The organism is Streptomyces sp. NPDC006872, assembly GCF_040635845.1.
Lineage (GTDB): Bacteria > Actinomycetota > Actinomycetes > Streptomycetales > Streptomycetaceae > Streptomyces.
This window is the reverse complement of sequence record NZ_JBEYIL010000017.1, coordinates 173644-197445: the sequence shown is the minus strand read 5'-3', so window position 1 is coordinate 197445 and position 23802 is coordinate 173644. Positions and strand designations below refer to the sequence as shown.

Genomic DNA, 23802 nt, shown 5'->3' with positions numbered 1-23802 from the left:
CGGCGACCGACCCGCGAGAAGGCAGGCCGCAGCCAACCGCGCGGGCGAGACTCTCGGGAAGGCGCTACGTGAGTCCCAACGGCTCCGACCGCTCGCCGCGGCGCCCGATGCGGCGGAAGCTGCTGCAGGCAATGACCGCGGGCCTGGTCCTGGCGACCGCCACCGGTTGCACATACAAGGACTTCCCCCGCCTTGGTATGCCCACCCCGGTCACAGAAGAGGCTCCGCGGATCCTCTCCCTGTGGCAGGGCTCCTGGGCTGCCGCGCTGGCCACCGGCGTGCTGGTGTGGGGCCTGATCCTGTGGAGTGCTTTCTTCCACCGGCGCAGCCGCACAAAGGTCGAAGTTCCTCCGCAGACCCGGTACAACATGCCCATCGAGGCGCTGTACACGGTCGTGCCGATCATCATCGTCTCGGTGCTGTTCTACTTCACCGCCCGCGACGAGTCGAAGCTGCTGAGCCTCGACAAGAAGCCCGACGTCACGGTCAACGTGGTCGGCTTCCAGTGGAGCTGGTGCTTCAACTACATCGAGAACGTCGAGGGTTCCGACGGGAACGCGAAGACCGACAAGAACCTGGCCGCGATCCCGGACCGGTTCAAGGCGGACTTCCCGGACAACGCGGGTGGCACCTACACCTGTGGCGTCCCCAACGAGCGGAACCCGCAGACCAACAACCCGGGTCCGACCCTCTGGCTCCCCGAGGGCAAGACGGTCCGCTTCATCCTGACCTCGCGTGACGTCATCCACTCCTTCTGGGTGGTGCCGTTCCTCATGAAGCAGGACGTCATCCCGGGCCACACCAACTCCTTCCAGGTGACTCCCAACAAGGAGGGCACCTTCCTGGGCAAGTGCGCCGAACTCTGCGGCGTCGACCACTCCCGGATGCTGTTCAACGTGAAGGTCGTCTCTCAGGAGCGCTACGAGCAGCACCTCAAGGAACTCGTAGAGAAGGGGCAGACCGGTTACGTTCCCGCGGGCATCGAGCAGACGAGCCACGAGAAGAACCGGGAGACGAACAACCTGTGAGCATCCTCAACGAACCCCAGGGTGCCTCCGCAGCTGAGGACTCGTACGAGAACGAGCTGCCGGTCAGGCGCAAGCAGCCCGGCAACGTCGTGGTGAAGTGGCTGACGACCACCGACCACAAGACCATCGGTACGTTGTACCTGGTCACGTCGTTCGCGTTCTTCTGCATCGGTGGCGTAATGGCGCTCTTCATGCGCGCCGAGCTGGCCCGTCCGGGTCTGCAGATCATGTCGAACGAGCAGTTCAACCAGGCGTTCACGATGCACGGCACGATCATGCTGCTGATGTTCGCGACGCCGCTGTTCGCCGGCTTCACGAACTGGATCATGCCGCTCCAGATCGGCGCGCCGGACGTCGCCTTCCCGCGACTGAACATGTTCGCCTACTGGCTGTACCTGTTCGGCTCGCTCATCGCGGTCGGCGGCTTCCTCACCCCGCAGGGCGCGGCCGACTTCGGCTGGTTCGCCTACAGCCCGCTCTCGGACGCCGTCCGCTCCCCGGGCATCGGCGCCGACCTGTGGATCATGGGCCTGGCCTTCTCCGGCTTCGGCACCATCCTCGGCTCGGTCAACTTCATCACCACCATCATCTGCATGCGCGCCCCGGGCATGACGATGTTCCGCATGCCGATCTTCGTGTGGAACGTCCTGCTGACCGGTGTCCTGGTCCTGCTGGCCTTCCCGGTCCTCGCGGCCGCGCTGTTCGCCCTGGAGGCGGACCGCAAGTTCGGCGCCCATATCTTCGACGCGGCCAACGGCGGCGCGTTGCTATGGCAACACCTCTTCTGGTTCTTCGGCCATCCAGAGGTGTACATCATCGCCCTACCGTTCTTCGGCATCATCTCCGAAGTGATCCCGGTGTTCTCCCGAAAGCCGATGTTCGGCTACATGGGCCTGATCGCCGCGACCATCTCCATCGCCGGTCTCTCCGTGACGGTGTGGGCGCACCACATGTACGTCACCGGCGGCGTCCTCCTGCCGTTCTTCTCCTTCATGACGTTCCTCATCGCCGTGCCGACGGGCGTGAAGTTCTTCAACTGGATCGGAACGATGTGGAAGGGCTCACTGTCCTTCGAGACACCGATGCTGTGGGCGACGGGCTTCCTCATCACCTTCACCTTCGGCGGTCTGACCGGCGTCATCCTGGCCTCGCCGCCGATGGACTTCCATGTGTCCGACTCGTACTTCGTGGTGGCGCACTTCCACTACGTCGTCTTCGGCACCGTCGTCTTCGCGATGTTCTCCGGCTTCCACTTCTGGTGGCCGAAGTTCACCGGCAAGATGCTGGACGAACGCCTCGGCAAGATCACCTTCTGGACGCTGTTCATCGGCTTCCACGGCACCTTCCTGGTCCAGCACTGGCTGGGCGCCGAGGGCATGCCGCGTCGCTACGCCGACTATCTGGCGCAGGACGGCTTCACCGCCCTGAACACGATCTCGACGATCAGCTCGTTCGTCCTCGGTCTGTCCGTCCTGCCGTTCTTCTACAACGTGTGGAAGACCGCCAAGTACGGCAAGCCGGTCGGCGTCGACGACCCGTGGGGCTACGGCCGCTCGCTCGAGTGGGCCACCTCCTGCCCGCCGCCGCGCCACAACTTCCTCACCCTGCCGCGGATCCGCAGTGAATCCCCGGCGTTCGACCTGCACCACCCGGAGATCGCCGCGCTTGAGCAGCTGGAGCACAGCGGTCACGGCGCGAGTGCCATCGCAGGCGGCAAGGAGGCCGGCAAGTGAAGGTCCAAGGATGGATGTTCACGTGGCTGAGCGTGTTCATCCTCATCATGGCCATCGTCTACGGCGTCTGGTCGAAGGAGCCGGCGGGCACCACGGCCCTCTTCCTCGCCTTCGGCCTGTCCATCATGATCGGCTTCTACCTGGGCTTCACGGCCAAGCGGGTCGACTCGGGCGCGCAGGACAACAAGGAAGCGGACGTCGCGGACGACGCCGGCGAGCTGGGCTTCTTCAGCCCGCACAGCTGGCAGCCGCTGTCGCTCGGCATCGGCGGCGCGCTGGCCTTCCTGGGCGTCGCGATCGGCTGGTGGCTGCTGTACTTCTCCGTCCCGCTGATCATGATCGGTCTGTGGGGCTGGGTCTTCGAGTACTACCACGGTGAGAACCGCACCCAGTAGCACGCGTGGAACGCGGCGAGAGCCCGGACACTCCGTCAGGAGGGTCCGGGCTCACGCTTTTGCCGTAGCGGCGCTGCTCCGTCCGTGTCACTCGGCGCGCCGCCGCCGACGCGGCTCCCTAGCGTGAAGTCATGAGCCACCAACCACGCCCCCGCACCGTCGTCGGCTGCACCCTGCTGGTGATCGCCCTGGGCGCGGTCGCGAGCGCCTGCGGCTCGGACGGCAACCCACTGTCCGTGCGCCGCCCCTACGACGCGACGGACCAGATCTCCTTCAACGGCGTCGAGGAGGACGGGAAGAAGACCGACCCGGACAAGCCGCTGGAGGTCACGGCGCAGGACGACGACCGGATCACGGACGTCACCGCCGTGGACGGCACAGGCCGCTATGTGCCGGGCGAACTCTCCGCCGACGGCAGCCGCTGGCACAGCACCGAGCCGCTGGCCGCAGGCGCCCGCTACACGGTCCGCGTGAGCACCGAGGACGACGACGGCGCACCCGGCCGCCGGGTCCTCACCTTCGACACCGGCAAGCCCACCAGCAAGAAGCGGCTGGCGGTCCAGTTCGGCCCCGATGCCGGCGAGTACGGCGTCGGCCAGCCCGTCACCGCCAAGCTGGACCAGCCCGTCAAGGACCCCGCCCAGCGCGCCGTCGTCGAACGCGCCCTCAAGGTCGACTCCACGCCCTCCGTGCAGGGCGGCTGGCACTGGGTGGACGACAAGGAACTCCACTACCGGCCCAAGGACTACTGGCCCGCCCACGCGACCGTCCGCGTCCACAGCAACCTGGACGGCATCAAGATCGGCGACCGGCTGTGGGGCGGCCCCGCGAAGGACCTCAAGCTCACCATCGGCGACCGGGTCATCGCCGTGACGGACGCGTCGTCGCACTCCATGACGGTCTTCAAGAACAACGAGGAGATCAACCAGATCCCCGTCACCACCGGAAAGCCGGGCTTCGAGACCCGCAACGGCGTCAAGGTCGTCCTGGGCAAGGAGTACTTCGTACGGATGCGCGGCACCACCGTCGGCATCTCGGAGGACTCCTCCGAGGCCTACGACCTGCCCGTCTACTACGCCACCCGGGTCACCTGGAGCGGCGAGTACGTCCACGCCGCACCCTGGTCGGTGGGCTCCCAGGGCTATGCCAACGTCAGCCACGGCTGCACCGGCATGAGCACGTCCAACGCCGAGTGGTTCTTCGACAACGTCCGTGCGGGCGACGTGGTCCAGGTCGTCAACAGCTACGGCAACACGATGGAGACCTTCGGCAACGGCTTCGGCGACTGGAACCTGGACTGGCAGAAGTGGACCAAGGGCAGCGCTCTCACCGGCGGCAAGCAGGAGACCCGTCAAGAGACGGCGAGACTCAGCCCGGCGGCTGCGTAGATGCTTTTGAGGGGCGCGGGGCTGTACCGATGTGCAGCCACGGACGGCCGTCGGTCGCGACACGACCTCGCGCCCCTCTCCCGGAGGGCTACGCGCTCTGCTGGAGGTTCTTCCGCCGCAGCAGGGAAGCAAGCGCCGAGGCGAACTCGACCGGCTCCACCGGCAGCGTCACGGCCGCCTCCGCCCGACTCCAGGTGGCCAGCCACGCATCCTGCGGCCGCCCGATCAGCAACAACACCGGCGGACACTGGAAAACTTCGTCCTTCACCTGGCGGCACAGGCCCATGCCGCCCATCGGCACGGCCTCCCCGTCGAAGACGCAGACGTCGATCCCGCCCTTGTCCAACTCCGTGAGCACCGCCGCGGGCGTCGCGCACTCGAGGAACTCCACGAGCGGCGCATCGGGGGCGGGTCGTCGGCCGGAGGCCAACCGCACCTGCTCGCGGGTGTTGGAGTCGTCGCTGTAGACCAGCACCGTGGCGGTCGCCTGCATGCTTCCTCCGTGACATCAGCGTCGTACGGACAGAACCGATGCCGCGGATGCTACTCCCTTGCACACCCCGTCAACACCGGTTGGAACACCACTTCGATGGGCCATACGGGCAGTACACGCGGTGTGAACACTCCGAACGGCACCCCCGGGAGTGAGGGCTGGATAAGGGACCGACATAATGTCGGTCGTGGCGACAGCAACGACAGTAGAAACCGGGCACGCGCACCCGTCGGTCAATCGGCCGAACCTCACCAGCGTCGGAACCATCATCTGGCTGAGCTCCGAGCTGATGTTCTTCGCGGCCCTCTTCGCGATGTACTTCACCCTGCGATCGGTGACCGGGCCGGATCACTGGAAGGAAATGGCCGAGAGCCTGAACTTCCCGTTCTCGGCCACGAACACCACGATCCTGGTGCTCTCCTCCCTCACCTGCCAGCTCGGCGTCTTCGCCGCCGAGCGCGGTGACGTGAAGAAGCTCAGGATGTGGTTCATCGTCACCTTCATCATGGGTGCGATCTTCATCGGCGGTCAGATCTTCGAGTACACGGAGCTGGTGAAGAAGGACGGGCTCTCGCTCTCCTCCGACCCGTACGGCTCGGCGTTCTACCTGACCACCGGCTTCCACGGCATGCACGTGACGGGCGGCCTCATCGCCTTCCTGTTCGTCCTCGGCCGCACCTACGCGGCCAAGAGGTTCACCCACGAGCAGGCGACCGCGGCCATCGTCGTGTCCTACTACTGGCACTTCGTCGATGTCGTCTGGATCGGCCTCTTCGCCACGATCTACATGATCAAGTAGCCGGGCCCGCTCCCGCACATCCGTACGCATCGACGCAGAAGATCCTGACACCGGGGTAATCCGTGAAAAAGCTCTCCGCACGACGACGCCATCCGCTGGCGGCGCTCGTCGTCCTACTCCTCGCGCTGGCATGCACAGGGGGGCTGTACGCCGTGTTCGCGCCCGCGAGCAAGGCGCAGGCAGACGACACCGCCCAGTCCCTCGCCATCGACGAGGGCAAGAAGCTCTACGCCGTCGGCTGCGCCAGCTGCCACGGCACCGGAGGTCAGGGCAGCTCCGACGGTCCCAGCCTGGTCGGCGTGGGCGCCGCGGCCGTGGACTTCCAGGTCGGCACCGGCCGCATGCCGGCGGCGACCTCCCAGGGCGCCCAGGTGGTGAAGAAGAAGAACATCTACACGCAGGCCGAGATCGACCAGCTCGCCGCGTACATCTCCTCCCTCGGCGCCGGCCCGTCCGTCCCGACCGAGGCCGAGTACAGCCCGGAGGGCGCGGACATCGCCAAGGGCGGCGACCTGTTCCGCACCAACTGCGCGCAGTGCCACAACTTCACCGGCAAGGGCGGCGCCCTCACCGAGGGCAAGTTCGCTCCGACCCTGGAGGGTGTGGACCCGAAGCACCTCTACGAGGCCATGCAGACCGGCCCGCAGAACATGCCCTCCTTCCCCGACACCACGCTGTCGGAGCAGAACAAGAAGGACATCATCGCGTACCTGCACGCGGTCAACAGCGACGAGACGAACAACCCCGGTGGTCTGGAGCTGGGCGGCCTCGGGCCGGTCACCGAAGGCCTCTTCGCCTGGATCTTCGGACTCGGCGCCCTGATCGCGGTCGCCGTCTGGGTCGCCGCTCGGACCGCAAAGGCCAAGAAGTCATGAGTAACCAAGACATTCCAGAAGAGAACCTGCCTGCTGAGCAGGACCACGCCCATGGCGCGGTATCCGTCGCGGACGAGAAGAACCCGTTCGCGGACCCCGGTCTGCCGCCCCACGAGCACCGCATCCAGGACATCGACGAGCGGGCCGCCAGGCGGTCCGAGCGTGCGGTCGCCTTCCTGTTCACGCTGTCGATGCTCGCCACGGTCGGCTTCATCGCCTCGTATGTGGCGATCCCCGCCGACAAGTCGATCTTCGTGTTCCCGATCGGCCACCTCAGCGCGCTGAACTTCGCGCTGGGTCTGACGCTGGGCACGGCGCTGTTCACCATCGGCGCCGGCGCGGTCCACTGGGCCCGCACCCTGATGTCGGACGTGGAGGTCGCCGACGACCGGCACCCGATCGCGGCCGAACCCGAGGTCCGGGCCAAGGTCCACGCGGACTTCAAGCAGGGCGCCAAGGAATCGGCGATGGGTCGGCGCAAGCTGATCCGCAACACGATGTTCGGCGCGCTCACCCTGGTGCCGCTCTCCGGCATCGTGCTGCTGCGCGACCTCGGTCCGCTGCCCGAGGACAAGCTGCGGCACACGCTGTGGTCCAAGGGCAAGCTGCTCGTCAACATGAACACGAACGAGCCGCTGCGTCCCTCGGACGTCGCCGTCGGTTCGCTCACCTTCGCCAAGCCCGAGGGCCTGGAGGAGCACGACGAGGAGTTCCAGAACGAGATCGCCAAGGCGGCCCTGATGATCGTCCGGCTGCAGCCGGACAACATCAAGGACAAGCAGGAACTCGACTGGTCCTACCAGGGCATCGTGGCGTACTCGAAGATCTGCACCCACGTCGGTTGCCCGATCTCGCTGTACGAGCAGCAGACGCACCACGTGCTGTGCCCTTGCCACCAGTCCACCTTCGACCTCTCCGACGGTGCCCGAGTGATCTTCGGTCCCGCCGGTCACGCCCTGCCGCAGCTGCGCATCGGTGTGAACGACGAGGGCTACCTCGAGGCGCTCGGCGACTTCGAAGAGCCCGTCGGTCCTGCATTCTGGGAGCGCGGATGAGCACCACAGAGACGACAGAGTCCCGCGAACGCGGGAAGGCGCCGGCCGGCGAGCGCGTCGCCGACTGGGCCGACGGTCGGCTGGGGATCTACTCCCTGGCCAAGGCCAACATGCGCAAGATCTTCCCCGACCACTGGTCGTTCATGTTGGGCGAGGTCTGCCTCTACAGCTTCATCATCATCATCCTGACGGGTGTGTATCTGACGCTGTTCTTCCACCCGTCGATGAACGAGGTGGAGTACCACGGCAGCTACGTCCCGCTTCAGGGACAGCTGATGTCCGAGGCGTTCAGCTCGACCCTGCACATCTCCTTCGACGTGCGCGGCGGTCTGCTCATCCGGCAGATCCACCACTGGGCGGCGCTGATCTTCCTCGCCGGCATGTTCGTGCACATGATGCGCGTGTTCTTCACGGGCGCGTTCCGCAAGCCGCGTGAGATCAACTGGCTGTTCGGCTTCCTGCTGTTCGTCCTGGGCATGTTCACCGGTTTCACCGGTTACTCGCTCCCGGACGACCTGCTCTCCGGCACCGGTGTCCGCTTCACCCAGGGCGCGATCCTGTCGATGCCGATCGTCGGCACGTACATCTCGATGTTCCTGTTCGGCGGTGAGTTCCCGGGTCACGACTTCGTGGCGCGGTTCTACTCGATCCACATCCTGCTGCTGCCGGGCATCATGCTCGGCCTCGTGGTGGGCCACCTGATCCTGGTCTTCTACCACAAGCACACGCAGTTCGCGGGCCCCGGAAAGAGCAACAAGAACGTCGTCGGCATGCCGCTGCTGCCGGTGTACATGGCCAAGGCCGGAGGCTTCTTCTTCCTGGTCTTCGGTGTGATCGCGGCCATCGCGGCGGTCGCGCAGATCAACCCGATCTGGGCCATGGGCCCCTACCGTCCGGACCAGGTGTCGACCGGCGCCCAGCCCGACTGGTACATGGGCTTCGCCGAGGGTCTGATCCGCTTCATGCCGGGCTGGGAGATCAACATCTGGGGTCACACGCTCGTCCTGGGCGTGTTCATCCCGCTGGTGCTCTTCGGCGTGGTCCTCGCGGCGCTGGCGATGTATCCCTTCATCGAGTCCTGGGTCACCGGCGACAAGCGCGAGCACCACATCCTGGACCGCCCGCGCAACGCGCCGACCCGCACCGCGCTGGGCGTCGCCTGGGTCACGATGTACATGATCACGCTGGTCGGCGGTGGCAACGACCTGTGGGCCACCCACTTCCACCTGTCGATCAACTCGATCACCTGGTTCGTCCGGATCTTCTTCTTCGTCGGACCGGTCATCGCGTACATCTTCACCAAGCGGATCTGCCTCGGCCTGCAGCGCCGGGACCGGGAGAAGGTGCTGCACGGTCGGGAGACCGGCACCATCAAGCGCCTGCCGCACGGTGAGTTCGTCGAGATCCACGAGCCGCTCAGCCAGGAGCAGCTGCACACCCTCACCGCGCACGAGCAGTACGTGCCCGCCGCGATCGGCCCCGCGGTCGACGAGAACGGCGTCGAGCGCAAGGTGACGGGCTCCGAGAAGCTGCGCGCCAAGATCAGCGGCGCGTACTTCGGCGAGGACCAGCAGATCCCGAAGCCCACCGTCGAGGAGTACAAGGAGATCACGAGCGGCCACGGCCACCACTGATCGCTTGCGGCGTCGCCACGCCCGCGCAACGGGCCCCGTCCGGTCTTCGGACGGGGCCCGTTGCCGTGCCCATGGGCTGGATAGGGTGGGGACACACTCTTCTACGAGAGCCCTAGAAGATCGTTACGACACCCAGGAGCGGCTGATGAGCGCTGTGACCCCCGCTGGAGGCGACACCGCGGCGGGCCGTTCCTGGCCCGAGGTGCTGAACAGCCTGCTGTACGGCCACGACCAGGACGCCGACGCCACGTTCTGGGCGCTGGACCGGATCATGCGCGGCGAGGCGACCGACGCGCAGATCGCCGGGTTCGTGGTGGCGCTGCGGGCCAAGGGCGAGACCGTCGAGGAGATCAACGGGCTCGTCCGGGCGATGTACGAGCACGCCAACCTGATCGAGGTGCCGGGTCGGACCGTCGACATCGTCGGCACGGGCGGCGACGGCGCGAAGACGGTCAACATCTCCACGATGTCGGCGATCGTCGTGGCCGGTGCGGGCGCCACGGTCGTCAAGCACGGCAACCGGGCCGCGTCCTCCGCGTCCGGCGCCTCGGACGTCCTGGAGAAGCTCGGCGTCAATCTGGAGCTGACGCCACGGCGGGTGGCCGAGGTGGCTCAGGAGGCCGGGATCACCTTCTGCTTCGCGATCAAGTTCCACCCGGCGCTGCGTCATGTGGGCGCGGCCCGCGGCCAGTTGGGCATCCGCACGGTGTTCAACGTCCTCGGCCCGCTGACCAACCCGGCGAAGGTGCGGGCCCAGGCGGTCGGGGTCGCGGACCCGCGCATGGCGCCGGTCGTCGCGGGCGTCTTCGCCGAGCGCGGCAACTCGTCCCTGGTCTTCCGGGGCGACGACGGCCTCGACGAGCTGACGACGACGGCCACGTCCCATGTGTGGGTCGTCCGCGACGGCAAGGTCGCCGAGGAGAGCTTCGACCCGCGTGACGTCGGTCTGGAGCTGGTCCCCGTGGAGGCCCTGCGGGGCGGGGACCCGTCGTACAATGCGGAGGTCGCCCGCCGCCTTCTGGAGGGCGAGCCGGGCCCGGTGCGGGAGGCCGTGCTGCTGAACTCGGCGGCCGCGCTGGTGGCCCTCGACCCGGGCAGCGGAACGCTGGCCGAGCAGATCCGGGCCGGCATGGACCGGGCGGCCGAGTCCATCGACTCCGGCGCGGCCAAGCGGTCGCTGGAGCGCTGGGTCGCCGCCAGCAACGCGTAGGCGCCCGCTGGAAGAGCCGCGCGGCGCCGTCAGCCGTCTGCGGCGCCGTCGCGGCTGGTCGCGCAGTTCCCCGCGCCCCTTCGGGCGCTCGGTCGTCCCGCGATCCGGACACGGGTTGCGGGACGACGATCACATCGCGTACGTTCCTTTGTCAGGTCATGAGTGACAGTCAAGAGGCCCCGGCCGACTGTCCGGCAACCCTCCGTCCGTGGCGGGGTGCCCCGGGTGAAGACCAGGCTGTGCACAACAAGGTGCACGGCAAGCGCGGATCCCTCACACGCTTCTGAGAGCGTGCGGCCAGGGATCCTGGTCATCGAGGGAGCCTTCTGTGAGCAAGCGAATGCGATAGGGCGCAGAGCCCCGCTTCCGCGTACCCCTTTTCACTTTTCCCTTGCCTCACACGGGAGTTCCGTCATGTCCGTTTCCGTCTTCACCGCTGCCTCTGTCCAGACCGTTTGTGCGCCTCTGCCCGTTCTGGGCCGGGATGTCACCGTTCCGCTCGTCACGGGCGGCGAGGTCGCCTACGCGGCGCTCGACTACGCGGCCAGCGCTCCCGCCCTCCAGCGCGTCTGGGACGACGTCGCGGCCTACGCCCCCTACTACGGCAGCGTCCACCGCGGCGCCGGCTACCTCTCCCAGCTCTCCACCGACCTGTTCGAGAACGCCCGCCGGACGGTCACCGAGTTCCTGGACTGCCGCCCCGACGACCAGCTGATCTTCACCCGCTCCACCACGGACTCCCTCAACCTGCTCGCCGCGGCCCTCCCCGCCGACTGCCAGGTCTTCGTCTTCGAGACCGAGCACCATGCCTCGCTGCTGCCCTGGAAGGACGCCCGGGTCACCTACCTGGACGCCCCGCGCACCCCGCGCCAGGCCGTGGAGACCCTGGAGCGCGCCCTCGCCGACCGTGACCCGTACGGCCCGGCCCTGGTCTGCGTGACCGGCGCCTCGAACGTCACCGGCGAGCTGTGGCCGGTGCGCGAGCTGGCGGCGGCCGCGCACGCCCACGGCGCCCGTATCGTCCTGGACGCCGCCCAGCTCGCCCCCCACCACCCGGTGTCGGTGCAGGACCTCGACGTCGACTGGGTCGCCTTCTCCGGCCACAAGCTGTACGCGCCCTTCGGCTCCGGCGTCCTGGCCGGCCGCGCCGACTGGCTCCGGGCCGCCGACCCGTACCTCGCGGGCGGCGGCGCCAGCCGCAAGGTCACCCGGCGCGAGGACGGGGGAGTGGACGTGGAGTGGCACGAGAGCGCCGCCCGCCACGAGGCCGGCTCCCCGAACGTGATCGGTGCGTACTCCATCGCCGCGGCCTGCAAGGCGCTGACCGAGGCCGGCTTCGAGGCGCTGGTGGCCCGTGAGCAGTACCTGATCGAGAAGGTGCGGGCCGGTCTGGCCGAGGTGCCGCAGGTCAGGGTGTTGTCCCTGTTCGGGGACGACGCCCCGCGGGTGGGCGTGATCTCCTTCGTCGTCGAGGGCTGGAACAGCTCCCACTTCGCCGCCGCCCTCTCGGCCGAGTACGGCATCGGCGTCCGGGACGGCCTCTTCTGCGCCCACCCGCTGGTCCGCACCCTCCTGGGCGGCGACCTGCACAGCCAGGGCGAGTGCGGCGCCCCCGAGGCGGCCCCCGGGGAGAAGTCCCTCAACGCCATCCGGGTGAGCTTCGGCGCGGGCACCCCCGACGAGCACGTGGAGCGCTTCGTGACCGCCGTACGGGAACTGGTGACCGACGGCGCGCGGTGGCGGTACCGGACCCAGGACGGCCGCTGCGTCCCCGCGGTGTAGGGCCTACTCCAGGCCGATGGCGAACGCGGCCTCGAGGTCGTGCTGGGAGTAGGTGCGGAAGGCGACGTGCGTGTCCGTTCCCTCGACCCCCGGGATCTTGCTGATGCTCCCGGGGATGACCTCCGCCAGGTCCTCGTGCTGCTTCACCCGGACCATGGCGATCAGGTCGTAGGTCCCGGTGACGGAGAAGACCTCGCTCACGGAGTCCAGCGAGGCGATCCGCTCGGCGATCTCGGGGATCCGGTCCACGCTGGTCTTGATGAGGACGATCGCGGTGATCACGGCTGGTTCTCTCCCTCGGGGGCCGTTGCTGGGGCGGCCCTCACTCTAGTCGCCCGCTCGTCTCCCGCCGCCGCTCTGCCGAGGCCGCCCTTCGGGCCCTTCCTGTGTCCGAAACGGGCCCAGGCGTAGACGAGCCCCAGGCCGAAGCCCACCACATGGGCCAGGTAGGCCACCCCTGGCCCCTGGGCGGCCCGGCCCGCCGCGACCCATTGCAGGGCCGCCCAGAAGGGCAGCACGACCCAGGCGGGGAAGCGCAGCGGCAGGAAGAACAGGAACGGCAGGAGGCTGGTCACCCGTGCCCGGGGGAACAGGTACACGAACGCGCCGAGGATCGCCGAGATCGCCCCGGAGGCGCCGACCAGGGACTGCGCGGACCCGGCGTTGGCGGCGGCGTAGCCCAGCAGGGCCAGGTAGCCGCAGCCGAGGTAGAAGAGCGTGAACTCGACGCGGCCCATCCGCTCCTCGGCCATCGCCCCGAACACGTGGAGGAAGAGCATGTTGCCCAGCAGGTGCACCCAGCTGCCGTGCACGAACAGGGCCGTGGCCGGGGTCAGGGCGGCCCGTGGGGAGCCCGCGAAGAGCTCGGCGGGCACCACGCCCCAGCGTCGGAAGTAGGCCCGCTGCGCGGCCAGCAGCTCGTCGCCGGCGCCGTAGCCCGGATTGAAGCCCGAGGCGGGGCCGATGACGAAGATCAGGCAACACACGGCGATCAGTCCGTAGGTCACCGGCGCCGAGGGGTTGCGGACCGTCCTGCCGACCGTCCCGCTCCAGTTGCTGATCATGACCACAGAGCATGACGGAACAGGACGCACCAGCACAGACCGCCTCGCCGCCGGATGGGCGCGGTGATCGGATGGGCGGCGAGTACGCGCCAGGCCGTAGGGTTACGAGCCATACACGCGGGGGAGCCTCCGGCCCGACCCCGACACTGGAAGTACGACACTAGAAGGAAGCGGAAAGTCACGATGACGGTTCCCCTGCCGACCGCCACGACGCGGTGGCGCTGCACGCTCTGCGGCAACCTCACGCGCTTCGACGTGACGCGCTCGTCGAAGGTCGTCGAGTACGTGCACCTCGACCTCGCCGGTGAGCCGAAGGTCGAGGAGCGCGAGGTGGTCAGTGAGACCATCGAGACGGTGCGGTGCCGCTGGTGCAACGCCGTGGACCAGGTGGAACTCGTGGATCGGCCGGGCGCCGGCTCCTGACGGGAGCCGGCCCCGCACAGGTATTGGGGTGTGACGGATGGTGGAGAGCGCAGGCGGGGGGCCGGGCGACGGCGCCGCCGAGATGCTCGACCGTCCGCTGCCGGACGGCGTGCGGCGCAGGGTCGTCACGATCGTGTCCGACGGCTTCGGCGGACTGACCGTCGGCGAACTGCCCGCCCAGTTGCGCCAGTACGCGCGGTTCGCGCCGAACCGGCGGGCCAAGTTCGCCGGCAACGCGATGGCCGCCGCGCTGGAGACCGATCCGCTCTTCCGGCAACGCATCGCCGAGAAGTTCAGAGAAGCCCAGCCGGAACTCTCCGGCGCTCTCGACTCCGGCTCGCCGACCCCGGCCGCGGACCCGCTCGACGTGGCGGCCGCGGCCTATGTACTGCGGCCCACGGGCTGGGTGAAGCTGGTCACCGCGGCCGGCGAGGAGGCCCAGCGGGCGGACGCCGAGCGCGCCGACGAGGAGAGCCGGGCCGAGCTGGAGCGGCTGCGCGAGGAGCTGGACCGGGCGCGTGAGCAGACCCGCGCGGACACCGAGCGGCTGCGCGTCGAACTGGACGTGGCGAAAAGGGAAGCCGATTCGCTCAACCGCAAACTGCGTTCGGCCCTCAGCGACGTCAAGCGGGGCGAGGCCGCGCTGCGCAAGGTGCAGAGCGAGATCGAGGCCGTCCGGGCCGAGGGGCATGCCCAGGTGTCCGCCGCGGAGAGCGAGTCGCGGCGGCTGAAGGGGCGGCTCGGGGAGACGGAGGCCGCCCTGGAGGCCGCCCGGCGGGCGGCGCGCGAGGGGCGCAGCGTCGAGGACATGCGGGTGCGGCTGCTGCTCGACACCGTGCTGGACGCGGCCCAAGGGCTGCGGCGGGAACTGGCGTTGCCGCCGCTGTCGGTGCGCCCCGCGGAGACCGTCGACGCGGTCGAGCCCGGGCGGATGACCCCGAAGGACATCGCCGCGCGTGCCCTGTCCGAGCATGATCCGGCCATTCTGGACCAGCTCCTCGCGCTGCCGCAGGCGCATCTCGTCGTGGACGGCTACAACGTCACCAAGACCGGGTATCCGCAGATGCCGTTGGAGAAGCAGCGGCTGCGGCTGCTGGGGCAGCTCTCGCAGCTCGCCGCGCAGACCGGCGCCGAGGTCACCTGTGTCTTCGACGGGGCCGAACTGGCGGCTCCGGTGCTGCTCGCGCCGCCGCGCGGGGTGCGGGTGCTGTTCTCCAAGCCCGGGGTCACGGCCGACGAGCTGATCCGTCAGCTGGTCCGGGCCGAGCCGCCGGGCCGGCCGGTCATCGTCGCCTCGACCGACCGCGAGGTGGCCGACGGGGTCGCGAAGGCGGGTGCCCGACCGGTGGCTTCCGCGGTACTTCTGAAGCGACTGTCCTGAAGGTCGAAGTTACTGGTTTAATGCCTGAATTGACTGAATGATCACGCAACGTAGCGTCAATCGAGCATTGCTGCGCGTGAGTTGTGTGAAAAAACTGTGTTGCGTGATGGGTTTTTTTCTCCCGAGGATTTGAACTGATCACGGCTGGGTCACTAAGGTCTGGTGCTCGAACCTCCACACGGGTGATCACTCAAAAGAAGGAGCCCGTCTCCGTGGCGTCCCACCGTCGACCGAAGCAGCCGAGTCGCGTGCGCGTGACCGTGCTGACCACCGCAGCTGCCGCTGCCGTCGTCCTCAGCTCCCAGGCCGCCAACGCGGCGCCCAGTGCGAAGCCCACCAAGGACGAGGTCAAGAGCAAGGTCGACAAGCTCTACGAAGAGCAGGAGCAGGCCACCGAGAAGCTCAACGGCGCCCAGGAGAAGCAGGAGAAGCTCCAGAAGGAGATCTCCACCATCCAGGACAACGTCGCCCGCGGCCAGGCGGAACTCAACGAGCTGCGCGACTCCATAGGCCTGGCGGCGGCCGCGCAGTATCGCACCGGGTCCATCGACTCGTCCGTGCAGCTGCTCCTGTCCTCGAACCCGGACGACTTCCTGGACAAGGCGTCCACCGCCGACCAGCTGAGCGCCCAGCAGGTCGAGGCGCTGAAGAAGATCCAGGAGAAGCAGCGCGAGCTCGCCCAGGAGCGCTCCGAGGCGTCCAGCAAGCTCAAGGACCTCGCCTCCACCCGCACCGAGCTGGCCAAGCAGAAGAAGACGGTGCAGGGCAAGCTCGCCGAGGCGCGGGCGCTCCTCAACACGCTGACCGCCAAGGAGCGGGCGGACCTCGCCGCCGCCGACGCCCGCGCCAGCCGTGACGCCGGTGAGCGGGTCGACCTCGGTGACGCCCCCGCGGGCTCCGGCCGGGCCATGGCCGCCTTCCAGGCCGCCCAGAGCCAGCTCGGCAAGCCCTACCAGTACGGTGCCACCGGCACCGCCACGTACGACTGCTCGGGCCTGACCTCCTGGGCCTACGCGCAGGCCGGCGTCGGCATCTCGCGGACCTCGGAGGCGCAGGCCAACGACGGGACGCGCATCTACTCCCAGAGCGACCTCAAGGTCGGCGACCTGGTGTTCTTCTTCAACGACCTGCACCACGTGGGTCTGTACGCGGGCAACGGCCAGATCATCCACGCCCCGCGCACCGGTACCGTCGTGCGCTACGAGTCGATGAGCACGATCGGCGGCCCGTTCATGTTCGGCGTCCGGGTCTGATCCATCCCGGGACCGGAACCTGATCGAGCTCGGTACGGAGCCTGATCGACTTCAAGATCAGGACACCACGCCGCCCGAACGGGCGAATTACGACAACGAGCTGTGACCCCACGCCCCGCCGGTGACCTGCGTCAGCGGCGGGGCGTCACTGTGCGTGCCCGCCGAGGTCTTTGGCCGACCCCCTGACACAGGGCTACTGTCTCCCGCGTTTCCCTGTCCGCCAGCGGAAGGAGCGCGGCTTCCCGTGGGGTCCCATCGCCGACTTGCACGATCCGGGTTCGACCGGGGCGCCTGCAGCGCCCTGGGCGTGCTGTCCGTCGCGGCCGCCGCACTCGGCGCGGTGTCCGCCGTACCGGCCACGGCCGCACCGCACGACGACACCCGTGCCGAGGTGGACCGTCTCTACGAGGAGGCCGAGAAGGCGACCGAGGCCTACAACAAGGCCGACGAACACGTCGACGTACTGCGCAGGCAGGTCGGCACGGCCCAGGACCACATCGCCCGGCAGCAGGAGCGCATCAACGGCCTGCGCGAACAGCTCGGCTCGCTGGCCGGCGCCCAGTACCGTTCCGGCGGCCTCGACCCCTCCCTGGCGCTGCTGTTCTCCGACGACCCGGAGGACTACCTCGACAAGGCGTCCGTCCTCGACCGGATCACCGCCCACCAGGCCGGCGAACTGAGCCAACTCCAGGGCGCGATGCGCGAACTCACCCAGGAGCGCTCCGAGGCGGCCCGCAAGCTCGCCGAGCTGGAGAAGAGCCGCAAGGCCGTCGTCAGCCACAAGCGGACCGTGGAGCAGAAGCTCGCCAAGGCGCGGCAGCTGCTCAACTCCCTGCCGTCCGACGAACGCGCCGCCTACGACCGGGCCTCCCGCTCCGGCCGCGAGGAGATGCCCGACCTCTCGGGCGCCGTGCCGTCCTCCGGCCGTGCGGGCGCCGCCGTGGCCGCCGTCCGCTCCGCGCTCGGCAAGCCGTACGTGTGGGGCGCCAACGGGCCCACCGGCTTCGACTGTTCGGGCCTCATGCAGTGGTCGTACGCGCAGGCCGGAGTCTCCATCCCGCGCACCTCGCAGGCCCAGGCGCACGCCGGCCGCCGGATCCCGCTCTCCCAGGCCCAGCCCGGGGACATCGTCACCTACCGCTCCGACGCCAGTCATGTCGGCATGTACGTCGGCAACGGTCAGGTCATCCACGCCCCCTACCCGGGCGCGCCCGTGCGCTACGACCCGGTCGGGATGATGCCGGTCTCGTCCGTCACCAGGCCCTGACCCACAGCACCCCGCGCCCGGCTGCCGCCGTACGATCGGGGGGATGGCTGAGGGACGGCGGGCGCGCGGATCCGGGGTTCCGGGCCGCTGCCCGCTGCTCGTTCCACGGCTCGCTCCGCGGCTTGGTCTGCGGTTTCATGCGCGGCTTGTCCCGCTGGTCGTCCTGTTGCTCGTCGGGCTGGTCGGCTGCGGCGGGCGGACCGGGACGGACAGTGCGCGGGCCGATGTGCAGCGGGTCCTCGACCGGCGGGCCGCCGCCCTCCTCGGTCATGACGCGAGCGCCTACGCGGCCACCGGCGCCGCCGCCGGGTACGCCGCCGTGCGGGCCGTGCCGCTGGCGGGCTGGGCGTACCGGGTGACGGCCCTGCAGCGCAGCGGGGACAGCGCCACCGCCGACGCCGAACTCAGCTACCGGGTCGACGGCTACGACAAGGCCCCGGTGACCGTGGGCCGCACCCTGCGGCTGGCCCGTGACGGGGCCGGGCGGTGGTCGGTGACGTCGGAGAAGCCCGCGGCGAAGGCCGGCGAGCAGTTGTGGGACCAGGGCGTCGTGCGCGTCGTCCGGGGCGCGCACAGCCTGGTGCTGGGGGTCGGGCAGTCCGACGCGCGGCTGCGGTCCTTCGCGGAGCTGGCCGACGGCGCCGTGCCGGCCGTGTCGGCGGCCTGGGGCACCGACTGGGCCGGGCATGTCGTCGTCCTCGTGCCGAAGTCGCTGGAGGGCATGGCGGGGCTGCTCGGCTCGCCCGCCTCCGCCTACCGGGGGATCGCCGCGGTCACCACGGGCGAGACGGGCGGCGGCGCGAAGACCCCCGCGGACCGGGTCGTCGTCAACCCGGACGCGTACGACCTGCTCGGCCAGGTCGGTCGGCAGGTGGTCCTCACCCACGAGACCACCCATGTCGCCACCCGTGCCCACACCAACGCCGCCACCCCGCTGTGGCTGTCCGAGGGGTTCGCCGACTGGGTCGGCTACCGCGAGACCGGCCGCACGCCCGCCGAGGCCGCGCCGGAGCTCCAGCAGGCCGTCAGGGACGGGAACATGCCGGAGGCGCTGCCCGCCGACGGCGACTTCGGCTTCTACGGTGACGCCAACCGGCTGGCGCAGGCGTACGAGGGCGGGTGGCTGGCCTGCCGGATGATCGCCGAGCGGTGGGGCGAGGTGAAGCTGGACGCCTTCTACCGGGCCGTGGGGGAGCACCGGGCGCGGGCCGGGGCGGTGGAGGGCGCGCTGCGGAGCGTGCTGGGCACCTCTTCGGAGCAGTTCACGGCTGACTGGCGGGCCTATCTGAAGGCTCAGCTCGGCTGAACTGCGTTCAGCTCCTCGATCGCCTCGCGCAGCCACGCCCGCTCCGCCTCGCCCGTCGCCCGGGCCACGCGCAGCATGCCCTGTCGGAACAGGTCCGTCGTCTCCTCCGCGCGTACGGGTCGGCCCTCGGCGTAGAAGAAGCTCGCAGGCGTCTCGAGGAAGTCCGACCGGCGGCACAGGACGGCCGCCTGCTCCCGGCGGTCGGGCAGGTGCCGCAGAAACGCCAGGACCGTGTTGAAGCGGACATGGTCGGTGATCTCCGTGTCCTTGGGGTGGCGGAGGCGTTCCAGCAGGTCCGCGCGCCCCTTGTCGGTGAGGGAGAGCACGCGGCGGGGGGCCGCGCCCGTGCCGTCCTCGGTGCGCTGGTCGAGCTTGCCTGCGGTGACGAGACGGGTGATCGCCGGGTAGAGAGCGCCGTCGCTGACCGGGCGGACGTGGCCGGTCAGTGCAGTGATCCGCTCCTTCAACTCGTATCCGTGCAGTGGCTCTTCGGCCAGGAATCCGAGGATCGACAGTTCGAGCATGGCCCTTCGACGACCTTTCCTTGCGGATGCGACGACGTCATGCTACCTCTTATCGAGCTACCTCTATTCGAGGTAGCGCGATTCGAGGTAGCTCGGTTTTAAGGGGATGCGTTGTGAACAGTCATCGGGAGCAGCTCATCGTGCTGGCTCGGCCCGTCTACTTCTCGCTTCTGGCCTCCGTGGCCGCCGGGGTCATCAACACCGTCTGGGTGTCCCGGCTCGGTGGGCCGGCGGTCGCCGCCGTCGCCGTCGCGACCAACGCCGAGAACGTGCTGCTCGGCGTCGCGCTGGTGTTCGCCTCCGGGACGACCGTGCTGGTCGCCCATGCCCGGGGCGCGCGGGATCCGGGGGCCGTGCGCGCGGCCGTACGGGGCGGCTGGGCGCTGTGTGCCGTGGTCACGCCGGTGGTCGCGATCGGGGGGTTCCTGCTGCGCGAGCCGCTGTCCCGGCTGGTTCTCGGTGGGGGCGGCGGGCCGGCCCTGCCCCTTGCCGTGTCCTACTTCGCGATCTCGATGCCGGGCATCGCCGTCTTCTTCGCCCAGCAACTCGTGGACGGCATCCTCAAAGGCGCCGGTGACACCCGGACCCCGATGCGGCTGGCCCTCCTCGCCAACGGGCTGATCCTGGTCGGCGACCCGCTGCTCATCCACCTGTACGGCGTCCAGGGCGCCGCCGCCTGCACGGTGCTGTGCCGGAGCGTGGCCCTGGGGGTCGGGCTGCTCGCCCTGCGCCGCAACGCGCTGCTGCGGACGGCCGCCGAGCCCGCCTTCGGCGTCGGGGTCTGTCTGCGGCGGACGCTGACCACCGGGCTGCCGATGTCCGCCGACTTCACCGTCCGGCAGGCCGGGACGCTGGGGATGGTGGCCGTGGTGGCGCGGCTCGGGGTGACGGCGGTGGCCGCGTACTCGATCGCCTACAAGGTCCTGTACGTGGCGACCATGGCCTTCTACGCCGTCCGCCAGGCCGCCTCCATCCACACCGCGCACACCCGCGGCGCGGGCGGGGACGGCGACGGGGGCGGGGACGGGGGCGGGCTGCGGGCGATCGCGCGGCAGGCGGTGGTGGTGTCCGGGGCCGTCGGACTGGTGGCCGCCGTGTTGTTGGGGGGTGCGGCCCCCTGGATCATGGCCGCGTTCGGCGCCGGGTCCGCTGTTGCCGGCGAGGGCGTGCTGTTCCTGCGCTCGGTCGGGCCGTATCTGCTGCTCATGGCCGGGTTCATCGCGCTGGGCGGGGTCTTCGAGGGGAGCGGGGGAGCGGGCGTGCTGTTGCGGGTGACCGTGCTGGGGACGGCCGTCCAGTTGCCGTTGGCGTATGGGCTGTCGGGGCTTGGGCTGCCGGGGGTGTCCTTGGCGCTGGCGCTTGCGATGGGGGTGCAGTGTGGGGCGGTGGGGGTGGTGTTGTGGCGGGAAAGGGAACGGGAGCGGGAGCGCGAGGCGGCCGGGGTGGTGGTGCGGGTGGGCTGAGCCGGGTCGTGCGCAGGCCCTGTGGGTGGGTCGGGGTCGTGGCGGTGCGGCGAGCCCGTCGCGTGTTGGGCGTACTGCTGCCTGCTGCCACAGTGGGACCTGGCTGTGACGAGCTAAGCGACGGGCTGCGCCGCACCGCCACGACCCACTCCCGTCGACGGGCGGCCGCGCGTGCGTCGAGGGCGGTGCGTCGGGGAAGGGCCGCTGGGTCGGGGCACCGTTGCGCGCCAGAGGCGGGTGGCTGCTGTGAGGGCGGCTGTCAGTAGGAGGGTGTTGCGCAGCAGTAGCAGGGTTACGCCCAGGGGGGTGCTTGCCACCACGTCCGAGAAGAAGATCGGGAACTCCAGCGTGGTGAGGGGGGACGCTGTCAGGACGAGGGTTGCCGGCAGGGTCATGCGGGTTTCTCGGGAGCAGAGGCAGACCGCCGCCAGGCCGATCAGCCAGACGAGGTACTGGGGGCTGATCACCCGGCTGGTGACCGTGAAGAGGAGGACCGCCGTGAAGGCCGCCTCCGCGAGGGTGTGCGGTGCGAGGTGTTCGGCCATGAGGCGCCACAGGAGCAGCCAGCCGAGGGCCAGGGCTGTCAGGGCGAGGGCCACGTTTCCTACCAGGTCCACGTACGGGCCCACGAACTCCAGGGAGCCGTAGCGGAACAGGACTTCGCCCTGCCAGCCGAACTGTCGGGCCACGTGGAGGGCGAGGGCGCCCACCGACTCCACCTCGGTGCCCCGGTCGTGCTGGTAGGCGAGGAAGGCGAAGGCACCGGGCATGGTGAAGGCGAAGAGGGCGGCGAGGGCGGCGGCTGTTGCCGCCGTGGTCGTCCAGGCCCGTTTGCGTACTGCGCCTGCCAGGAGGAGTGCCGGCCAGACCTTCAGCAGGGCCGCCAAGGCGGTGAGCGCCCCCATCGCCCTGGGGTGCCGGACGCCAGCCATCAGCGCGGCCACTGCCACCGCCGTCACCATCACGTCGTAGCGGGCGTAGACGGTGGGGCCGAGCAGGGGGACGGCCGCCACCCACATCCAGGCGCCGCGCGGTGAGCGGCCGGGGCGCAGGCCTGAGTCCAGGAGCAACATCAGGACGGCCAGGTCGGCCAGGAAGGCCAGGACGAAGAAGGCCGACGCGTAGTCGAGGAAGGGCAGCAGGCCGGGGGAGAGGATCGCCAGGGCGGCGGCGGGCGGGTACTGCCAGGTGATGTCGGTGGCCGGGAAGGCGCCGGTGCGCAGGATCTCGTACCAGCCCTGGTAGATGACCGAGACGTCGGTGGTGACGTCCGGGCCGGGGAAGAGGAACACCTTGAAGACGAACAGGAGGAGGGCCAGGCGGGTGACGCCCCAGGTCGTCAGCAGGTGCGTCAGGGGGCGCTTCACGTCCGTGCTGTCCACCGGTGGCCCCCGTCCGTTCCTGTTCGCCACATGATCTCCCGGTGGGCTGTGAGGCGCGGGTGGGCGCGGCTGTGAACAGCGTTTGGATAGGGTCGGGTGCGATGCACAAGACCCTGATCGTGACCAACGACTTTCCGCCCCGGCCGGGTGGTATCCAGGCGTTCCTGCACAACATGGCGCTCCGGCTCGACCCGGACCGGCTCGTCGTCTACGCGTCGACCTGGAAGCGGGGGCGGGAGGGCGTCGAGGCCACGGCCGCCTTCGATGCCGAGCAGCCGTTCGCTGTTGTACGGGATGCCACGACGATGCTGCTGCCCACGCCCGGGGCGACCCGGCGGGCCGTCGGGCTGCTGCGGGAGCACGGGTGCACCTCGGTGTGGTTCGGGGCGGCCGCGCCGCTCGGGCTGATGGCGCCGGCGCTGCGGAAGGCCGGCGCCGAGCGGCTGGTGGCCACCACGCACGGGCATGAGGCCGGGTGGGCGCAGTTGCCCGCCGCGCGGCAGTTGCTGGGGCGGATCGGTGAGGCCACGGACACCATCACGTACCTGGGCGAGTACACGCGTTCGCGGATCGCGACCGCGCTGAGCGCCGAGGCCGCCGGGCGGATGGTGCAGTTGCCGCCGGGCGTCGACGAGAAGACCTTCCACCCGGGGTCGGGCGGCGACGAGGTGCGGGCGCGGCTCGGGCTGACCGACCGGCCGGTGGTCGTGTGCGTCTCGCGGCTGGTGCCGCGGAAGGGGCAGGACACACTGATCCTGGCCATGCCCCGGATCCTGGCCGCCGAGCCGGAGGCGGTGCTGTTGGTGGTGGGGGGAGGGCCGTACGAGAAGGAGCTGCGGCGGCTCGCCCAGGAGACGGGGGTCGCCGGTTCGGTGCGGTTCACGGGGGCTGTGCCTTGGGCGGAGCTGCCCGCCCACTACGGCGCCGGGGACGTCTTCGCGATGCCCTGTCGGACGCGGCGGGGCGGGCTCGATGTGGAGGGGCTGGGGATCGTCTATCTGGAGGCGTCGGCGACCGGGCTGCCCGTCGTCGCCGGGGACTCCGGGGGCGCTCCCGACGCCGTGCTCGACGGGGAGACGGGGTGGGTCGTGCGGGGCGGCTCTCCGGCCGACGTCGCCGAGCGCATCGTCGTGCTGCTGGGGGACGCCGAGCTGCGCCGTCGGATGGGGGAGCGGGGGCGTGCCTGGGTCGAGGAGAAGTGGCGGTGGGATCTGCTCGCGGAGCGTTTGAAAACATTGTTCTAGACTTTTCCCCCTTTGCTCTAGGCGGAGGGTGAAAATCCGCTGATGCTGCGCACATGACAGCCAAACTGATGCACCGTCAGCTGACGAGACGTCAAATCCTTGG

The 23802-nt window shown here is 69.6% G+C and carries 22 protein-coding genes and 1 riboswitch; of the genes, 17 read left to right on the top strand and 5 right to left on the bottom strand.

Going from position 1 to position 23802, the window contains the following annotated elements:
* Nucleotides 1-68: 68 nt before the first annotated feature.
* From coxB to ABZ725_RS39305, 4 genes are all read left to right on the top strand, one after another.
* Complete coding sequence (gene coxB, locus ABZ725_RS39320; protein WP_351912403.1) at nt 69-1028, top strand: cytochrome c oxidase subunit II; 960 nt, start codon at nt 69-71, stop codon at nt 1026-1028.
* On the top strand, nt 1025-2761 hold the full coding sequence (ctaD, locus tag ABZ725_RS39315; RefSeq protein ID WP_358807180.1) for a cytochrome c oxidase subunit I: 1737 nt from the start codon (nt 1025-1027) through the stop codon (nt 2759-2761). The genes coxB and ctaD overlap by 4 nt, the downstream gene beginning before the upstream one ends.
* Nucleotides 2758-3156 (top strand): cytochrome c oxidase subunit 4, encoded by a 399-nt coding sequence (locus ABZ725_RS39310; protein ID WP_351912407.1) that lies wholly within the window; start codon nt 2758-2760, stop codon nt 3154-3156. Before ctaD ends, ABZ725_RS39310 begins: the two co-directional genes overlap by 4 nt.
* A gap of 131 nt (nt 3157-3287) precedes the next feature.
* The gene (locus ABZ725_RS39305) at nt 3288-4544 is read left to right on the top strand and encodes an Ig-like domain-containing protein (RefSeq protein WP_358807179.1); all 1257 of its coding nucleotides are present in this window, start codon (nt 3288-3290) and stop codon (nt 4542-4544) included.
* Between the two features lie 88 nt (nt 4545-4632).
* Here ABZ725_RS39305 and ABZ725_RS39300 read toward each other — a convergent pair whose 3' ends face one another.
* The gene (locus tag ABZ725_RS39300; protein ID WP_351912411.1) at nt 4633-5037 is read right to left on the bottom strand and encodes a hypothetical protein; all 405 of its coding nucleotides are present in this window, start codon (nt 5035-5037) and stop codon (nt 4633-4635) included.
* A 178-nt stretch (nt 5038-5215) separates the two neighbouring features.
* Here ABZ725_RS39300 and ABZ725_RS39295 point away from each other — a divergent pair, with 178 nt between their 5' ends.
* From ABZ725_RS39295 to ABZ725_RS39270, 6 genes are all read left to right on the top strand, one after another.
* Nucleotides 5216-5836, top strand: a complete 621-nt coding sequence (locus tag ABZ725_RS39295; RefSeq protein WP_358807178.1) for a heme-copper oxidase subunit III — start codon at nt 5216-5218, stop codon at nt 5834-5836.
* A gap of 62 nt (nt 5837-5898) precedes the next feature.
* Nucleotides 5899-6711: a c-type cytochrome gene (locus ABZ725_RS39290; RefSeq protein WP_358807177.1), complete on the top strand. Its 813-nt coding sequence runs from the start codon at nt 5899-5901 to the stop codon at nt 6709-6711.
* The gene (locus ABZ725_RS39285; RefSeq protein WP_358807176.1) at nt 6708-7766 is read left to right on the top strand and encodes a Rieske 2Fe-2S domain-containing protein; all 1059 of its coding nucleotides are present in this window, start codon (nt 6708-6710) and stop codon (nt 7764-7766) included. Before ABZ725_RS39290 ends, ABZ725_RS39285 begins: the two co-directional genes overlap by 4 nt.
* Nucleotides 7763-9400, top strand: a complete 1638-nt coding sequence (locus ABZ725_RS39280) for a cytochrome bc complex cytochrome b subunit (protein WP_358807175.1) — start codon at nt 7763-7765, stop codon at nt 9398-9400. The genes ABZ725_RS39285 and ABZ725_RS39280 overlap by 4 nt, the downstream gene beginning before the upstream one ends.
* Before the next feature lie 145 nt (nt 9401-9545).
* Nucleotides 9546-10610 (top strand): anthranilate phosphoribosyltransferase, encoded by a 1065-nt coding sequence (trpD, locus tag ABZ725_RS39275; RefSeq protein WP_358807174.1) that lies wholly within the window; start codon nt 9546-9548, stop codon nt 10608-10610.
* A gap of 154 nt (nt 10611-10764) precedes the next feature.
* Nucleotides 10765-10881, top strand: a riboswitch (SAM riboswitch).
* A gap of 143 nt (nt 10882-11024) precedes the next feature.
* Complete coding sequence (locus ABZ725_RS39270) at nt 11025-12392, top strand: aminotransferase class V-fold PLP-dependent enzyme (RefSeq protein ID WP_358807173.1); 1368 nt, start codon at nt 11025-11027, stop codon at nt 12390-12392.
* Nucleotides 12393-12395: 3 nt separating this feature from the next.
* Here ABZ725_RS39270 and ABZ725_RS39265 read toward each other — a convergent pair whose 3' ends face one another.
* Both ABZ725_RS39265 and ABZ725_RS39260 read right to left on the bottom strand, forming a co-directional pair.
* Nucleotides 12396-12674, bottom strand: a complete 279-nt coding sequence (locus ABZ725_RS39265) for an Lrp/AsnC ligand binding domain-containing protein (protein ID WP_351912423.1) — start codon at nt 12672-12674, stop codon at nt 12396-12398.
* Nucleotides 12671-13456, bottom strand: coding sequence for a rhomboid family intramembrane serine protease (locus tag ABZ725_RS39260; RefSeq protein WP_358807172.1), 786 nt, complete (start codon nt 13454-13456; stop codon nt 12671-12673). The genes ABZ725_RS39265 and ABZ725_RS39260 overlap by 4 nt, the downstream gene beginning before the upstream one ends.
* 183 nt (nt 13457-13639) lie before the next feature.
* Here ABZ725_RS39260 and ABZ725_RS39255 point away from each other — a divergent pair, with 183 nt between their 5' ends.
* The 5 genes from ABZ725_RS39255 to ABZ725_RS39235 all read left to right on the top strand — a co-directional run bounded on the left by ABZ725_RS39255 (nt 13640) and on the right by ABZ725_RS39235 (nt 19086).
* Nucleotides 13640-13879 (top strand): hypothetical protein, encoded by a 240-nt coding sequence (locus ABZ725_RS39255; RefSeq protein ID WP_351912426.1) that lies wholly within the window; start codon nt 13640-13642, stop codon nt 13877-13879.
* Between the two features lie 37 nt (nt 13880-13916).
* Entirely contained in the window at nt 13917-15260 is a 1344-nt protein-coding gene (locus tag ABZ725_RS39250) for an NYN domain-containing protein (RefSeq protein ID WP_358807171.1), read from the top strand.
* 212 nt (nt 15261-15472) lie between these two features.
* Nucleotides 15473-16513: an NlpC/P60 family protein gene (locus ABZ725_RS39245; RefSeq protein ID WP_351912428.1), complete on the top strand. Its 1041-nt coding sequence runs from the start codon at nt 15473-15475 to the stop codon at nt 16511-16513.
* Between the two features lie 244 nt (nt 16514-16757).
* Nucleotides 16758-17780, top strand: a complete 1023-nt coding sequence (locus tag ABZ725_RS39240) for an NlpC/P60 family protein (RefSeq protein ID WP_358807170.1) — start codon at nt 16758-16760, stop codon at nt 17778-17780.
* A 43-nt stretch (nt 17781-17823) separates the two neighbouring features.
* Nucleotides 17824-19086, top strand: coding sequence for a hypothetical protein (locus tag ABZ725_RS39235; protein WP_358807169.1), 1263 nt, complete (start codon nt 17824-17826; stop codon nt 19084-19086).
* Here the strand turns inward: ABZ725_RS39235 and ABZ725_RS39230 are convergent.
* Nucleotides 19074-19610, bottom strand: coding sequence for a PadR family transcriptional regulator (locus ABZ725_RS39230; protein ID WP_358807168.1), 537 nt, complete (start codon nt 19608-19610; stop codon nt 19074-19076). The two genes, ABZ725_RS39235 and ABZ725_RS39230, sit on opposite strands and share 13 nt — an antisense overlap.
* 113 nt (nt 19611-19723) lie before the next feature.
* On the opposite strand from ABZ725_RS39230, the gene ABZ725_RS39225 reads away from it, so the two are divergent.
* A complete protein-coding gene (locus ABZ725_RS39225; RefSeq protein WP_358807167.1) occupies nt 19724-21073 on the top strand; it encodes an MATE family efflux transporter in 1350 nt (449 codons plus the stop codon).
* Between the two features lie 113 nt (nt 21074-21186).
* On the opposite strand, the gene ABZ725_RS39220 is transcribed toward ABZ725_RS39225, so the two are convergent.
* Nucleotides 21187-22455: a glycosyltransferase 87 family protein gene (locus ABZ725_RS39220; RefSeq protein WP_358807166.1), complete on the bottom strand. Its 1269-nt coding sequence runs from the start codon at nt 22453-22455 to the stop codon at nt 21187-21189.
* A 101-nt stretch (nt 22456-22556) separates the two neighbouring features.
* On the opposite strand from ABZ725_RS39220, the gene ABZ725_RS39215 reads away from it, so the two are divergent.
* Nucleotides 22557-23699, top strand: a complete 1143-nt coding sequence (locus tag ABZ725_RS39215; RefSeq protein ID WP_358807165.1) for a glycosyltransferase family 4 protein — start codon at nt 22557-22559, stop codon at nt 23697-23699.
* The last annotated feature ends 103 nt before the right edge of the window (nt 23700-23802 follow it).